Raw genomic sequence first — 13,707 nt, 5'->3', positions numbered from 1 at the left:
TGCACTCTCCTGCACGTCGTTCGGGTGGGGTCCGGGATCAGCCGCGGGGGAGCAGCCGTTCGGCGATGCGCGCGCCGAGCCGTTCCAGCAGCGGTGCGGCGTCGCGCATGCAGCGCGCCGGGTCGGGCTCGAGGTCGGCGAGCGCGAACGCCGCGGCGAACCCGGCCGCCGCCAAGTCCGGAGTGGACAGCCGATTCCGGCCTGCCGCGGCGACGATCGGGACACCGGCGTCCCGGGCGGCGCGCGCCACCCCGGCCGGTGCCTTGCCGCGCAACGTCTGCCGGTCCAGCGCGCCTTCACCGGTGACGACGAGGTCCGCGCCGGCGAGTCGGTCGGCGAGGCCCGTCAGGTCGAGCACCAGCTCGATGCCCGCTGCCCGCCGTCCGCCGAGCGCCAGCAGCGCGAACCCGGCGCCACCGGCCGCTCCGGCGCCGGGCGAGTCCGCGACCGCCCGCCCGGTCGCGGCCGCCAGCTCCCGGGCCCACTCCCGCAGGTCCCGGTCGAGTTCGGCGACCAGCGCGGCGTCGGCGCCCTTCTGCGGCCCGTAGACCGCGGCCGCGCCGTGCGGCCCGCACAGCGGGTTGTCCACGTCGCAGGCCACCACCAGCCGCGCCGCGTCCGGCCCGCGCAGCCGGGCGTGCAGCCCGGCGAGCTCGGCCGACCGGGGGAGCTCCGGGTCCCGCCCGGTGAGCGCGGCCAGCAGCCCGGCGCCGCCGTCGGTGCTCGCGCTGCCGCCGAGCCCGACCACCACCTCGCGGTGCCCGGCGTCCAGCGCGGCCGCGATCACCTGCCCGGTGCCGCAGGTCGACGCCGCCACCGCGGTCTCCCGCGACGGCGGGCCCGGGAGCCTGCCCAGGCCGGACGCGTCCGCGGACTCGACGACCGCGATGCCGTCGCGGTGCGCGAAACCGGTGATCACCTCGCCGCCGACCGGGCCGCGCACCCGCACCGGCACCCGCTCGAACCCGGCCGCCTCGAACGCGTCCAAGGTGCCCTCGCCGCCGTCGGCGACCGGATGCTCCAGCACCTCCGGCCGGCTGCGGTGCCGGCGCAACCCGCGGGCGAGGGCGGCGGTGGCGGTGGCCGCGTCGAGCGAACCCTTGAACGAATCGAGCGCGACCAGCACCCGCCCCATGAATCCTCCTCGACCCGGCCGGAACGTGGGAACCACGGTGGCCCGGCCGCCGTCGCGGCGTCCAAGAGTAAGTTGCTACCCGAGCCATAGGTTCACCGAATGAATGCCGCGCACGCTGCGACGACGCCCGACGCGGGAGGCCGACCCGATGGACACCCGGCAGCTGGAGTACTTCCTCGCCGTCGTCGACCACGACGGATTCGGCCGCGCCGCCCAGGCGCTGCACCTCGCGCAGCCGTCGCTGTCGCAGGCCATCGCCGGGCTCGAACGCGAACTCGGGGTGCGGCTGTTCCACCGGGTCGGGCGCGGCGTGGTGATCAGCAACGCGGGCCGCGAACTCGTCGGCCCGGCGCGGCAGGTGCTGCGGGACCTGCGGGCCGCGCGCGCCACCGTGGACTCGGTGAAGGGCGTGTTGCGTGGGCGGGTGGAACTCGCCACGATGCCCTCGCCCGGCATCGAACCGCTCGGCGCGCTCACCGCCGAGTTCGCCCGGCGCCACCCCGGCGTCGTCGTCGGTGCCGACGCGGCGTTCACCGCCGACGAGGTGGTGCAGCTGATCAAGCAGGGCGCCTGCGAGCTCGGTCTCGTCGGCGCTCCCGCGCCGCCGCGCGCGCCAGGGGTCGAGGTGATCCCGTTGGAGGAGCAGGGTTTCCTGCTCGTCGGCGCCCCGGAGCATGAGTTCCCCGCCGCGGATCCGGTGCGGCTCGCCGACCTCGCCGACGCGCGGCTGATCGCCTCCCCGCCGGGCAGCCTGATGCGCGGCATCGTCGACGACGCGCTCGCCGGGGGAGTGCCGGTGCGGATCGCCGCCGAAGTGGCGCACCGGACGTCGATCCTGCCGCTGGTGCTGCAAGGCGTGGGGCTCGCCGTGCTGCCCGCCGCGTGGGCGCCGCTGGCCCGGCGCTGCGGGCTGCGCCTCGCCCGCATCGACCACCCGGCCCGGCTGCACGTGGCGCTGCTGAGCCGCACCGCCCCGCTCACCCCGATCGCCGAAGCGTTCCGCGCGGTCGCCCGCGAGCACCGGGCCGCCGACTACCTGGACGAGGCCCGCTGAACGGCGCGGATAGGCCCGGCCTATGCATCGCATCGCTAACGCGTCTTGGACGCGCGCTGCGCCGCCGGGCTTCACTCGGGCCACCACCGCCCGCAGCGACCCCCAGGAGTGACCGATGCCAGCAGCACCCGCCACCCGCACCTTCCGCATCGCCGCCATCCCCGCCGACGGGGTGGGCGAGGAGGTCGTCGCCGCCGGTCGCACCGTGCTCGACGCCCTCGCGGCGGGCTCCGGCGGCGCGTTCGCCTTCGACTGGACCGAATTCCCGTGGGGCTGCGGATACTACGCCGAGACCGGGCGGATGATGCCCGCGGACGGCCTGGAGCAGCTCCGCGACTTCGACGCCCTCTACTTCGGCGCCGTCGGCTGGCCGTCGGTGCCCGACCACATCAGCCTGTGGGGGCTGCGGCTCAACATCTGCCAGAACTTCGACCAGTGGGCCAACGTGCGCCCGGTGCGCTTCCACCCCGGCATCACCTCGCCGCTGCGCAAGGCCGACCACACCGAGCTGGACTGGGTGGTGGTGCGGGAGAACAGCGAGGGCGAGTACGCGGGGCTCGGCGGGCGGAACCTCTCCGGCCGCGGACCCGGCAACGAGGTGGCGCTGCAGACCGCGCTGTTCACCGAGCACGGCTGCGAACGCATCATCCGCTTCGCCTTCGACCTAGCCCGGCAGCGCCCGCGCAAGAAGGTGTCGTCGGTGACCAAGAGCAACGCCCAGCAGTACGGCATGGTGCTGTGGGACGAGGTGTTCGAGCGGGTCGCCGCCGACTACCCGGACGTGGAGACCGAGAGCGTGCTCGTCGACGCGATGGCCGCCAAGTTCGTGCTCAAGCCGGAGGACCTGTCGGTGGTGGTGGCCTCCAACCTCAACGCCGACATCCTCTCCGACCTGGGTTCGGCGCTGGCGGGAAGCCTGGGCCTCGCCGCCAGCGCCAACCTGAACCCGGAGCGCCGGTTCCCGTCCATGTTCGAACCGGTGCACGGCTCCGCGCCCGACATCGCCGGGCAGGGCCTGGCGAACCCGGCGGGTGCCCTCGGCAGCGCCGCCCTGATGCTCGACCACTTCGGCCTGCCCGCCGAGGCGACCCGCCTCCGCGACGCCATCGACGCCACCGCCGCCGCGGGCATCCGCACCCCCGACGTCGGCGGGACCGCCAAGACCACCGAGATCACCGACGCGGTCGTCGCCGAGCTCGGTTGAGCCGTTCGGTCGGTCCGCTCGCCCCGGTCACTCGCCGGGCGAGCGGGCCGGGGGCGCTGCGGCAGGCAACGCGCAGCCGGGCCGGGACCCGTCCCACCGGGAGCCCGCGGCCAGGCAGGCGGAGATCAGGTGCACCTGCTGGCCGTAGCTGCGGCCCCGCACCGCGGTCACGTCCCCGTTCTCGTCGACCTCGCACGGGTTGTCGTTCGTGCACTGCTCGCCGTCGCGGTTGGAGGTGTTGTTGATGCCCACGATCGTGCGCTCGTCCGGGGACAGCAGCGCCGCGCCGGAATCGCCGGGCCTGCTGGCGCAGGTGTCGCTGGGGGCATAGCGCACCGGGTCGTCCTGCTGGTAGCCGTCCTCCCGCAGGTGCCGCGGTACCGCCTCCACCGCGCACTCCGGGCGGCCGTCCAGGCGGGACAGGAACATCCGGTCACCGGCGCGCAGCGGGGTGGTGGGCAGCCGGAACACGGTCGCGCCCTCCGCGCCCAGCTGGGCGTAGGTCTTGTCCAGCCGGTACAGGGCGATGTCGGTGCCGGTCATCGTCGCGTACTCCAGCCGGACCGCGCGGGAGGTGGCCAGCGAGTAGCCGGCGGAGTCCTTGATGGTGACCGGTTCCGCCAGGTCGGCGGGCCGGTCCACCACCGCGGACCCGGGCGCGGGCCGTCCGCTCGGCAGGCAGTGGCCGTTGGTCAGCGCCAGCGCCGGATCGTCCGGGCGCGCGGTGGCGGTGCGCACCACCGACCCGTGGCACTCGCCCACCTCGGCCGTGCCCGCCACGTTCGGGACCGGGTCGAACGGGGGCACGTCGGTCCCGGACACGATGCCCTCGATCCAGGCGCGGTTCGCCGCGACATCGGTGTACATGTCGGGGAAGTCGGTGCCCCTGGTGCCGGGTCCGATGACCGTCCCGGCCAACGCCCACCCGTCGCCGTCGCGGACCAGGGCGGGCCCGCCGGAGTCCGTCATGCCCGGCCCGACGGGCGGCTCGGCCTGACCGATGCACAACGGCGAGGTGCTGCCGTCGTCGTCCCAGCACTCCGCGAACGGCACGACCCGGGTGTCGGCTTCGCGCAGCGTGCTGGGGTAGCACTCGGGGTCGTCGAAGTCACCGCAGCCGGCCGCAGCCGCACCCCAGCCCAGGATCCGGACGGGTGCCCCGACTGCGGGCGCGCTGTCCGCGAGCCGGGCAGGCCGGGCCTGCGCGGGATCGCGCAGGTGCAGCAGCGCGATGTCCTCGCCGGGCGGGTCGTAGGAGTTGTGCCGCCGGTAGAACGCGTCGACCTCGGTGACCTCGCCGCCGGTGGTGGTGTCCAGCGATCCGATGCGGACCTGCCAGCCGCGGGGAACGCCCGCCGTCGCCCCGGTCGGCGAGTTGGCGCAGTGGCCCGCGGTCACCGCCCACCGCGGCGCGATGAGCACCGCCCCGCACCGGTGCCCGTCCGGGCGGGGCGGGTCGTACTGGAGCGAGACCATGAACGAGTACGGCTCCGCGGACTCGGTGCCGCCGACGATGGCCGACGCGGGAACCGCGCCCGCCACCGCCGTCGTCAGCGCGAGCCCGCAGAGCAGCGCGAAGGAACGGGTTCGGAGGTGCATGGGCCCCACCGTGTCCCGCGCTCGTCCGCACCTCGTCGTCGTCCCGTCACGGTTTCGTACCAGCCGGACGCCCGGTCGTTCGCGGGAGAACCGGGAAATCCGGTGATCGCGGCGTGTTCAGGGGCGGTTCACCAGGGGGTCGGCGCGGCTTGGGCCCGGCTCCACGCGGCGGCGGCACGATGTGCCGGACGTACGCCGAGCCGAGGAGCCGCAGTGAAGCCCGACCGCCGTCTGCTGATCGCCCTGGCCGCCACCGGCCTGACCGCCGCCACCGCGATCGCCGCGCCCAGCGCGCTCGCGGGCCCCGGTGCGCGTGCCGCCGAGCTGCCCGACCCGGGCAGCTACGACGCCGCGATCGCCTGGATCCCGGACACCCAGTACTACTCGGAGAGCCACCCCGAGCACTTCGACGCGCAGACCCGGTGGCTCGTCGACAACGCCGCCGAGCGCAAGATCGGCTACGCGACGCACACCGGCGACATCGTGGACGACTCCGATGACGAGGACCAGTGGAAGAACGCCGACGCCAGCATGAAGGTGCTGGACGACGCGAAGTTCCCGTACGGCGTCGTGGAGGGCAACCACGACGTGGACGGGCTCTACGCGGACTACTTCGGTGACGACCGGTTCGCCGGCTCCCCGGTGCGCGGCGAGTCGTTCGAGAACAACCGCCAGCACTACGACCTCGTGGACGTGGCGGGCGAGCAGGTCATGATGTTGTCGCTGACCTGGGACATGCAGGAGGCGGACTTCGCCTGGGCGGAGGACGTCCTCGCCGCGCACCCCGACACCCCGGTGATCATCAGCGTGCACGCGTACCTGGAGACCGACGGCTCCTACAGCGAGCAGGGCCAGGAGATCTTCGACCGGATCGTCGAGCCGCACCGCAACGTGAAGGCCGTGCTGTGCGGGCACAACCACGGTGCCACGCACAACGTGAAGGACCTCGGCGGCGGTCGCACCGTGCCGGAGATCCTCGCCGACTACCAGAGCGCCCCGGAAGGCGGGCTCGGCTACCTGCGGCTGCTGCAGTTCGACGTGGACGCGGGCAAGATGATCGTCGACACCTACTCGCCGTCCGAGGACGACTCGAACTACTTCGACGGCGAGGACGACTTCACCGTGGACGTGGACCTGAACGCCACCGAGTGATCCGCGCGGGGGCGCCGCGCAGGTGGGCGCCCCCGGCCACGCACCGCGTGCGGGCCGAATTCCCGTGGTCCCGGCGCGCCGCGCGGGGCTAACCTGGGGGCAATCGCGCCGGGCCTGGCCCGCCGAGTCGACCACCCGACGCGTACGGGGCCGCGAAGAACGACTCCCATCGAATCCGCAGCAGCACCGAGGCACCGGTGGACGGAACTGATTTCGCCTGCCGGGTTCGTGGGAAGCAGGTAATGATCATGCAAGTGAAGAGCATCTTCGTCCACAGCTCCGGCGGCTGGGGCCGGCGCCACCACCACGGCTGGGGCTGGGGCTGGGGCCACGGCTGGGGCTGGGGCTGGGGTCACGGTTGGGGCTGGGGCCACCACTGGGGCGGCTGGCGCAAGTGAGCCCCCGGCCTTGACGACCACGACCTGACGCATCGCCGAGACGGCTCCCGCCCTCCGGTTCGCCGGAACGGCGGGAGCCGTCGCGCGTGCGGTCAGTACAGCGAGGTGAGCAGCTCGGAGCTGAACGGGGCGACCTCGTCCAGGCGCCCGGAGAGCACCTTCTCGCTCCACAGCGGGTCCGCGAGCAGTCCGCGGCCCACCGCGACCAGGTCGAACTCGTCGCGCTCCAGCCGTTCCACCAGTGCATCGATGTCGGTGATCTCGGAGGTCTGGCCGGTGAACGCCCCGGTGAACTCCTGGTTCAGCCCCACCGAGCCGACCGTGATGGACGGCTTGCCGGTGAGCTTCTTGGTCCACCCGGCGAGGTTCAGGTCGGAGCCCTCGAACTCCGGCCGCCAGTACCGCCGCGTGGAGGCGTGGAAGGCGTCCACCCCGGCCTCCGCGAGCGGCGCGAGCACGGCCTCCAGCTCCTGCGGCGTGGTGGCCAGCTGCGCCTGGTAGTCGTACATCTTCCACTGCGAGGTGCGGAACACGACGGGGAAGTCGGCGGAGACCGACCGGCGCACGGCGGCCACGACCTCGGTGGCGAAGCGGGTCCGGGACACCGGGTCGCCGCCGTAGGCGTCGGTGCGGCGGTTGGTGCGCTCCCACAGGAACTGGTCGATGAGGTAGCCGTGCGCGCCGTGCAGCTCCACGCCGTCGAACCCGACGCGTTCGGCGTCCGCGGCGGCCTGGGCGAACGCCTCGACGACCGCGTCCAGGTCGGTCCGGGTCATCGCGTGCCCGGCTTCCTCGCCCTTGAGGTCGAGCCCGGACGGGCCCATCGGCGGGGCGTCCGGGAACGGCGGGGCGCCTGCGGGGCGGGCCATCCCGACGTGCCAGAGCTGCGGGAAGATCTTCCCGCCCGCCTGGTGCACCTCGGCGACGACGTTCTTCCAGCCGGCCAGCGCGTCCTCGCCGTGGAAGCGCGGGATCGAGTCGCTGAGCCCGGCCGAGGGGTGGTCCACGTAAGTGCCCTCGGTGATGATCAGCCCGGTGCCGGCGGCGGCGCGGCGCGCGTAGTAGGCGGCGACGTCCGCGCCGGGCACTCCGCCGGGGGAGAGGTCGCGCGTCATCGGCGCCATCGCGATGCGGTTCGGCACGGTCGTGCCGCCCAGCTCGAACGGGCGGGACAGCGCTTTCGCCGCGCGGTCGGAGGTGTTGCTGCTGGACACGGGTTCTCCTCGGGAACTGGTGCGGTGGGGTGCGTGCTTCCGCTACGGTAAAACCTGACGCCGACGTCAGAGGAAACCGATTGTGGCCGGGATTACCACCGCTGCCCGGCGGGCACGAGGAGGAAGCGCGATGCGGATCGGGGAACTGGCCGCCAGGACCGGGGTGAGCGTGCGGGCGCTGCGCTACTACGAGGAACAGCACCTGCTGCGAGCCGAGCGCACCGCCAGCGGGCAGCGCACCTACTCGGAGGCCGCGGTGGAACGGGTGCGGCTCATCCAGCAGCTCTACGCCGCCGGGCTGTCCAGCAAGCTGATCCTCGGCCTGCTGCCGTGCGTGGAGACCGGCGAAGCCGACCCGGCCATGATGGACCGCCTCGTCGCCGAGCGGGACCGCATCGACCGGCAGGTCGACGAGCTCGTGCGGACCCGGGACCGGTTGGACGCGATCATCGGCTGCTCGCACGCGGCGCACGACGACTCCCGGTCGATCGCGTGACCCGGGACCGCACCGGCCGAACGTCGTGATCACCGGCGCCGGTTCGCGGATCGGCGCCGCCGGACCCCGCGCGGCGCTCAGCCACCGACCGGCTCGGCCCGTCCGTCCGATTCGGACAGTGCCCGGTAGATGCGGCTCTCCTCCTGCAGCAGCGGCAGCGAACCGCGTTCCCGCGGCCGCGGCAGGTCGACGTCGAAGGTGCGCACGACCCGTCCCGGTCCCGCCGCCAGCAGCAGCACCCGGTCGGCGAGGAACACCGCCTCCCCGACGTCGTGCGTCACGAACACGACCGTCCCCCCCGTGTCCGCGCGCGGATGCGCAGCAGGTCCTGCTGGAGCCGGATCCGGGTGAGGTGGTCCACCGCCCCGAACGGTTCGTCCATCAGCAGCACCTCCGGTTCCGCGGTGAGCGCCCGCGCGATGCCCGCCCGCTGCCGCATGCCGCCGGAGAGGTGGTGCGGGTAGGCGTCCTCGTAGCCGGACAACCCCACCAGGTCCAGGTGCTCGCGGGCGGCGGCGCGGCGTTCGCCCCGGCCCACCCCGCGGATCTCCAGCCCCAGCTCCACGTTCGCCAGCACCGTGCGCCACGGGTACAGCGACGCGTCCTGGAACACCACCCCGATGCCCTCCCGCGGCCCGGTGAGCGGTTCACCGCGGAAGCGCACCTCGCCGGAGCTCGGCTCCTGCAACCCGGCGAGCACCTCCAGCAGGGTGCTCTTCCCGCAACCGCTCGGCCCGAGCAGGCAGACGAACTCGCCCGCGGCCACGTCCAGGTCGATGCCGGAGAGCACTTCGTTCGCACCGAACGACTTGTGCACCGACCGCACTTCGAAGATCGCCATGACGGCTCCCGTCCGATCAGCGCCCGGCGCGGGGCCGGGGGTAGGTGAAGGGCTTGCGGAACTCCTGCGGGATGAAGCGCAGGTCGATGTAGCGGTCCGCGTCGTAGATCCGGTCCTGGTTGCCCACCTCGACCTCGATCTCCTGGCTGCGCCGGATCGCGGCGGGATCGACGTCCGGGTTGTCGTCCCACACGTCGTCCTCCTGCCGGATGGCGCGCGCGACGGCCTCCGGGTCCAGCTTCAACTTCCCCTGCAACCACGGCACGTAGGTCGCGTGGTTCTCCTTCGCGTCGGTGTAGGAGGCGAAGTAGGCGCGCAACGCCCGCCGCAGCACGTCGGGGTGGTCGCGGATGACGTCGTCCCCGGAGATGAGCACCCCGGTGTGGTAGCTCGGCAGGTAGTCCCAGGCGCTGCTGGCGGAGGCCTACTACGTGGGTTCAAAGATCGCGAGCCCCGACCTGCCCGCCGGCACCTACGAGGCGATCAACCGCGCGGTGGTGAAGGCGGTGCGCAAGCTCGGCGAGGACCCGCGGCCGTACCTGCACCACCTCATCGGCGAGGTGCCGCCGGAGATCGAACGGCTCTCGGTCGAGGACTTCCGGCTGGACCGGCTGCGGTTCGTGGAACCGCGCCCCTACCCGCAGGAGGAGTTCCAGCGCACCTACGACTGGATGGTGAGCTGGGGGTTGGTGCAGGAGGACTCCGGATACGGCAAGGTGGTCGAGAACCTCGTCCGGATCTGAACCGGGGCGGGACGGCGGACGGCACCGGCCGGTGCGCTGGGAGGTGCCGACCATGGCGAGCCGGGCGGGGCGCGGACCTCGGGTGTGGCCGTTGTACGCGGGCGGGTTCCTCGGCCCCTACGGCAGCACCATGGTCACCCCGATGGTGCACGAGGTCGCGGCCGGGCTGCACGGCTCGGTGACCGCCGCCGCGGCCGCCGTCACCGCGTACATGGTGCCGTTCGCGGCGCTGCTGCTGGTGTCGGGGACCCTGGCGGAGCGCTGGGGCCGCGGGCGGGTCGTGCGCGCCGCGCTGCTGGTGTTCGCGCTGGTGTCCGCGTTGTGCGCGGTGGCGCCCACGATGGAGCTGTTCCTGCTCGGCCGCGCCGTGCAGGGCGCGGCGAACGCGTTCATCACCCCGCTGCTGGTGGCCTCGATCATCGACCTGGTGCCGGGGGAGCGGCGCGGGCGCGCGCTGGGCTGGTTCGCCGGGATGCAGGCCGCCGGTCAGGGGTTCAGCCCGCTGATCACCGGGGTGGCGGCGGCGTGGCACTGGCGGTTCGCGTTCGTCTTCCCCGCGCTGCTCGCGGTCGTGCTGGTGCTGTTGCCGCCGGACGCGGCCGCCGCGGCCCGCCGGGCCACCGGTGCCGTGCCGTGGCGGGTGCTGGTCAACCGCAGGCTGGGGTCGGCGGCGGCGCTGTCCTTCCTGAGCTACCTCGGCGCGGTGGGGCTCACCGTGCTGGTGGTGCTGCGCGTCGCCGACGACTTCGGTTTCGGGCCGGTGCAACGAGGTCTGGTCAGCGCGGCGTTCGGCGTGGCGGGAGTGGCCGCCGCCGGGCCGCTGGGCCGGTCGGCGGAGCGGGTCGGGCCGCGGCCGCTGGGGCTGGTGCTGAACGCGCTGCTCGCGGCCGGGTTGCTCGCCGCGGCGCTCGGCCCGGACCCGCTGCTGGTCGTCGTGGGGGTGCTGCTGGCGGGCGCCGCGGTCACCGGCATCCGCACCATCGTCAACGAGCTGGCCGCGACGAGCGCGCCGTCGAACCGGGGCGGGGCGGCGTCGCTGGCGCTGGCGGCGCAGTTCTTCGGTGGTGCGCTGGCACCGGTGCTGTGGGTACCGCTGTACCACCTGGACGCGCGCTGGGGCTTCGCCGCCACCTGCACCGCCCCGCTGGCCGCGCTCCTGGTGCTGCTGACCGCGACCTCGCTCCGTCGAGTCCCCGGACCACTCAGGTGAATGGCCCATTCGCCCATCGTGACCGGGCCGATGGGCCACTCACCTGGTGGATCAGCCGGCGGTGCCGGGTTCGCCGAAGCGGGACGCCGGTGCGAGGCCGAGGTTGTCCCGCAGCGTCGTACCGGTGTACTCGGTGCGGAACACGCCGCGGTCCTGCAGCAGCGGGACGACCCGGTCCACCACCTCGTCGAGGCCCGACGGGCTGACGTGCGAGCCGAGGATGAACCCGTCCACGGCCCCCTCCCGCACGTAGCGGTCGATCTCGGCGGCCACCGAGGACGGGGTGCCGACGAAGACGTTGCGGTCGAACACCTTCGTCACCACCTGCCGCAACGTGAGCCCCTCGCGGCGGCCCAGCTCCCGCCAAGCCTCGGCGGTGGCGTGCGCGTCCTGCGTCAACGGAGCCCGGCCCTTGATCCACTTGGGGGCGTCCGGCGCGGGTTCCAGGTCGGGCACCGGCCCGTCCGGGTCCACATCGGACAGATCCCGGTTCCACACCGTCTCGGCCAGCACGATCGAGGTGAACGGGTCCACCTGGCGGCTGCGGATGTCGGCGTGCCGATCGCGGGCGTCGGCCTCGGTGTCGCCGAGGATGATCGCCGCCGACGGCAGGATCTTCACCTCGTCCGGGTCCCGGCCCGCCTTGCGCACCCGCGCCTTCACGTCGGTGTAGAACGCGCGCGCCTCGTCGAACCGCTGGTACCGGGAGAAGATCGCGTCCGAGTTCGCCGCCGCGAAGTCCCGCCCCGCCGGGGACTCCCCGGCCTGCAGCACCACCGGGTGCCCCTGCGGGGAGCGCGGCGTGGAGAACCGCCCGGCGATGTCGAACTGCTCGCCGCGGAACGAGAAGTCGCCGACGTGCTCGTCGCGCAGGAACCGGCCGCTCTCCTGGTCGGCCACCACCGCGTCCGAGCCCCACGAGTCCCACAACCGCCGCGTCGCCGCCAGCGTCTCGCCGGCCCGCTCGTAGCGCTGCGAGGGGTGCAGGAACCCGCCGCGCCGGAAGTTCTCCCCGGTGGGCGCGTCGAAGCTGGTCACCACGTTCCACGCCGCCCGCCCGCCGGAGAGCAGGTCGAGGGTGGCGAACTTGCGGGCCAGCTCGTACGGTTCGTTGAACGTCGAGTTGATCGTCCCCGCCAGCCCCACGTGCTCGGTGATCGCCGCCAGCGAGGCCAGCACGGTGAACGTGTCCGGCCGCCCCACCACGTCCTGGTCGAAGATCGCCTCGCCGCGGGTGCGCAGCCGCAGGCCCTCGGCCAGGAACAGCAGGTCCAGCTTGCCGCGCTCGGCGGTGCGCGCCCAGTGCTCGAAGGACGCGAAGTCGATGTGGCTGCCCGAGGCCGGGTCGCTCCACACGGTGTCGTGGTTGACGCCGGGGAAGTAGGCGCCGAGGATCACCTGCTTGGCCGCGCTCATCGGGCCACCTCCGGGGTGCTTGCGTACCTGCTGGCCGGTCGGACCAGGCCGAAGCGCTCGCGCAGGCTGACCGAGTCGTACTCGCCGCGGAACACCCCGCGCCGCTGGAGTTCGGGCACCAGCTCGTCGGCCAACGCGTCCAGGTCGGTGGGCAGCACCGCGGGACGCAGCCGGAACCCGTCGAGCTCCGGCGACGCCGCCCGCCACTCCTGCAGCACGTCGGCCAGCTCGCCGGGGGAGCCGGTGACGATCGCCGCGTCGGAGCGCAGCGGGGAACCGGCGAGCCCGTCGAGCCGCCCCACCCGTTCCCGGGCGGCGGCCGGGTCCGGGTCCAGCGCGACCACCAGCTCGGCGAGGATGCGCAGCGGGGCGCCGGTGCGGCCCACGGCCTGCTCGGCGGCCCGCACCTCGGCGACGACCCGCGGCACGTCGCTCGCCTGCTGCGGCGTCACGAGGACCACATCCGCCGAGCGCGCCGCGAGCTCGTAGACGGTCCGGCCGTGCGCCAGCACCACCACCAGCGGCTGGCCCTGCGGCGGGCGCGGCACGATCCCCGGCCCGCGCACCGAGAAGAACCGGCCGGTGAAGTCGACGTGGTGCAGCTTGTCCCGGTCCAGGAACCGGCCGGTGGCGGCGTCGCGGATCTCGGTGCCGTCCTCCCAGCTGTCCCACAACCGGCGGACCACTTCGACGGCGTCCCCGGCCTCCTCGAACAGGTCGGCCACCGCGGCGTCGACCTCCGGGGTGCCGAGGGCGTCGCGGCGGATCTCCGGCAGGGCGCGGCGACCGAAGTGCGCGGCCTCGTCGGAGCGCACCGAGGTCTGCACCCGCCACCCGGCGCGGCCCAGGCTGTCGTGGTCGAGCGTGGCGAGCGCCGACGCGAGGTGGAACGGCTCGGTGTGCGTCGTGGTGACCGTCGGGACCAGGCCGATGCGGCTGGTCAGCGGTGCCACGAACGCCGCGATCAGCTCCGCGTCGAGCCGCCCGCGCACCCGGTCGGTGCGGCGGTCGGTGGTGCTGAGGTGGTCGTCGGACTGCAGGCCCAGCGCGTCTTCGATCGTGGCGAAGTCGAACAGGCCCCGTTCGGCGGCCCGGACCAGCGCGGTCCAGTAGCCGGGGGTGAACAGCGCTTGCGGCGTGGCCTGCGGGTCGCGCCACGCGGTGGGATGCCACCCGGCGCCGTCGAGCGCGACGGCCAGGTGCAGCGGGTGCTCGGGATGTGCGGACATGCGGGGACGGACCTCC

At 73.9% G+C, this 13,707-nt stretch carries 15 protein-coding genes; 7 read left to right on the top strand and 8 right to left on the bottom strand.

Translation table 11 applies throughout. The features are described from left to right. Positions 1–37: 37 nt before the first annotated feature. Positions 38–1,135 carry a glycerate kinase gene (locus H1226_RS16310; RefSeq protein WP_258341495.1) on the bottom strand — a complete coding sequence of 366 codons (1,098 nt, stop codon included), beginning with the start codon at positions 1,133–1,135 and terminating at the stop codon, positions 38–40. A gap of 103 nt (positions 1,136–1,238) precedes the next feature. Here H1226_RS16310 and H1226_RS16305 point away from each other — a divergent pair, with 103 nt between their 5' ends. Together H1226_RS16305 and H1226_RS16300 are read left to right on the top strand one after the other, a co-directional pair. After that, on the top strand, positions 1,239–2,189 hold the full coding sequence (locus tag H1226_RS16305; RefSeq protein WP_258341494.1) for a LysR family transcriptional regulator: 951 nt from the start codon (positions 1,239–1,241) through the stop codon (positions 2,187–2,189). A 115-nt stretch (positions 2,190–2,304) separates the two neighbouring features. Continuing rightward, on the top strand, positions 2,305–3,393 hold the full coding sequence (locus tag H1226_RS16300) for a tartrate dehydrogenase (RefSeq protein WP_258341493.1): 1,089 nt from the start codon (positions 2,305–2,307) through the stop codon (positions 3,391–3,393). Positions 3,394–3,420: 27 nt separating this feature from the next. On the opposite strand, the gene H1226_RS16295 is transcribed toward H1226_RS16300, so the two are convergent. Continuing rightward, the gene (locus H1226_RS16295) at positions 3,421–4,992 is read right to left on the bottom strand and encodes a S1 family peptidase (protein ID WP_258341492.1); all 1,572 of its coding nucleotides are present in this window, start codon (positions 4,990–4,992) and stop codon (positions 3,421–3,423) included. 213 nt (positions 4,993–5,205) lie between these two features. On the opposite strand from H1226_RS16295, the gene H1226_RS16290 reads away from it, so the two are divergent. Further along, positions 5,206–6,144 carry a metallophosphoesterase gene (locus H1226_RS16290; RefSeq protein ID WP_258341491.1) on the top strand — a complete coding sequence of 313 codons (939 nt, stop codon included), beginning with the start codon at positions 5,206–5,208 and terminating at the stop codon, positions 6,142–6,144. Between the two features lie 248 nt (positions 6,145–6,392). Further along, the gene (locus tag H1226_RS16285; protein ID WP_258341490.1) at positions 6,393–6,542 is read left to right on the top strand and encodes a hypothetical protein; all 150 of its coding nucleotides are present in this window, start codon (positions 6,393–6,395) and stop codon (positions 6,540–6,542) included. Between the two features lie 92 nt (positions 6,543–6,634). Here the strand turns inward: H1226_RS16285 and H1226_RS16280 are convergent, their stop codons facing one another. After that, positions 6,635–7,756, bottom strand: coding sequence for an NADH:flavin oxidoreductase (locus H1226_RS16280; RefSeq protein WP_258341489.1), 1,122 nt, complete (start codon positions 7,754–7,756; stop codon positions 6,635–6,637). A 130-nt stretch (positions 7,757–7,886) separates the two neighbouring features. Here H1226_RS16280 and H1226_RS16275 point away from each other — a divergent pair, with 130 nt between their 5' ends. After that, positions 7,887–8,252: a MerR family transcriptional regulator gene (locus tag H1226_RS16275; RefSeq protein ID WP_258341488.1), complete on the top strand. Its 366-nt coding sequence runs from the start codon at positions 7,887–7,889 to the stop codon at positions 8,250–8,252. A 77-nt stretch (positions 8,253–8,329) separates the two neighbouring features. On the opposite strand, the gene H1226_RS16270 is transcribed toward H1226_RS16275, so the two are convergent. From H1226_RS16270 to H1226_RS16260, 3 genes are read right to left on the bottom strand one after another with little or no spacing between them, the layout of a single operon-like run. Further along, on the bottom strand, positions 8,330–8,533 hold the full coding sequence (locus H1226_RS16270) for a hypothetical protein (protein WP_258341487.1): 204 nt from the start codon (positions 8,531–8,533) through the stop codon (positions 8,330–8,332). Continuing rightward, a complete protein-coding gene (locus tag H1226_RS16265; protein ID WP_258341486.1) occupies positions 8,530–9,093 on the bottom strand; it encodes an ABC transporter ATP-binding protein in 564 nt (187 codons plus the stop codon). The genes H1226_RS16270 and H1226_RS16265 overlap by 4 nt, the downstream gene beginning before the upstream one ends. Positions 9,094–9,109: 16 nt before the next feature. Continuing rightward, positions 9,110–9,469 carry a substrate-binding domain-containing protein gene (locus tag H1226_RS16260; RefSeq protein WP_258341485.1) on the bottom strand — a complete coding sequence of 120 codons (360 nt, stop codon included), beginning with the start codon at positions 9,467–9,469 and terminating at the stop codon, positions 9,110–9,112. A 55-nt stretch (positions 9,470–9,524) separates the two neighbouring features. Here H1226_RS16260 and H1226_RS16255 point away from each other — a divergent pair, with 55 nt between their 5' ends. Further along, positions 9,525–9,836 (top strand): substrate-binding domain-containing protein, encoded by a 312-nt coding sequence (locus H1226_RS16255; RefSeq protein ID WP_258341484.1) that lies wholly within the window; start codon positions 9,525–9,527, stop codon positions 9,834–9,836. Positions 9,837–9,888: 52 nt separating this feature from the next. Continuing rightward, positions 9,889–11,046 carry an MFS transporter gene (locus tag H1226_RS16250; RefSeq protein WP_258341483.1) on the top strand — a complete coding sequence of 386 codons (1,158 nt, stop codon included), beginning with the start codon at positions 9,889–9,891 and terminating at the stop codon, positions 11,044–11,046. A gap of 51 nt (positions 11,047–11,097) precedes the next feature. Here the strand turns inward: H1226_RS16250 and H1226_RS16245 are convergent, their stop codons facing one another. Together H1226_RS16245 and H1226_RS16240 are read right to left on the bottom strand one after the other, a co-directional pair. Continuing rightward, positions 11,098–12,462 (bottom strand): NtaA/DmoA family FMN-dependent monooxygenase, encoded by a 1,365-nt coding sequence (locus H1226_RS16245; protein ID WP_258341482.1) that lies wholly within the window; start codon positions 12,460–12,462, stop codon positions 11,098–11,100. After that, positions 12,459–13,691 carry an LLM class flavin-dependent oxidoreductase gene (locus H1226_RS16240; RefSeq protein WP_258341481.1) on the bottom strand — a complete coding sequence of 411 codons (1,233 nt, stop codon included), beginning with the start codon at positions 13,689–13,691 and terminating at the stop codon, positions 12,459–12,461. Before H1226_RS16240 ends, H1226_RS16245 begins: the two co-directional genes overlap by 4 nt. Positions 13,692–13,707: the final 16 nt, after the last annotated feature.

This window comes from Saccharopolyspora gregorii, assembly GCF_024734405.1.
Classification (GTDB): domain Bacteria; phylum Actinomycetota; class Actinomycetes; order Mycobacteriales; family Pseudonocardiaceae; genus Saccharopolyspora_C; species Saccharopolyspora_C gregorii.
Note: the sequence above shows the minus strand (reverse complement) of the source record. Positions and strands in the feature narration are given on the sequence as shown.

Coding starts and splice junctions, on each gene's coding strand:
- H1226_RS16310 (WP_258341495.1), bottom strand. CDS start 1,135: ATGGGGCGGGTGCTGGTCGCGCTCGATTCGTTCAAGGGTTCGCTCGAC.
- H1226_RS16305 (WP_258341494.1), top strand. CDS start 1,239: ATGCCGCGCACGCTGCGACGACGCCCGACGCGGGAGGCCGACCCGATG.
- H1226_RS16300 (WP_258341493.1), top strand. CDS start 2,305: ATGCCAGCAGCACCCGCCACCCGCACCTTCCGCATCGCCGCCATCCCC.
- H1226_RS16295 (WP_258341492.1), bottom strand. CDS start 4,992: ATGCACCTCCGAACCCGTTCCTTCGCGCTGCTCTGCGGGCTCGCGCTG.
- H1226_RS16285 (WP_258341490.1), top strand. CDS start 6,393: ATGCAAGTGAAGAGCATCTTCGTCCACAGCTCCGGCGGCTGGGGCCGG.
- H1226_RS16275 (WP_258341488.1), top strand. CDS start 7,887: ATGCGGATCGGGGAACTGGCCGCCAGGACCGGGGTGAGCGTGCGGGCG.
- H1226_RS16265 (WP_258341486.1), bottom strand. CDS start 9,093: ATGGCGATCTTCGAAGTGCGGTCGGTGCACAAGTCGTTCGGTGCGAAC.
- H1226_RS16250 (WP_258341483.1), top strand. CDS start 9,889: ATGGCGAGCCGGGCGGGGCGCGGACCTCGGGTGTGGCCGTTGTACGCG.
- H1226_RS16245 (WP_258341482.1), bottom strand. CDS start 12,462: ATGAGCGCGGCCAAGCAGGTGATCCTCGGCGCCTACTTCCCCGGCGTC.
- H1226_RS16240 (WP_258341481.1), bottom strand. CDS start 13,691: ATGTCCGCACATCCCGAGCACCCGCTGCACCTGGCCGTCGCGCTCGAC.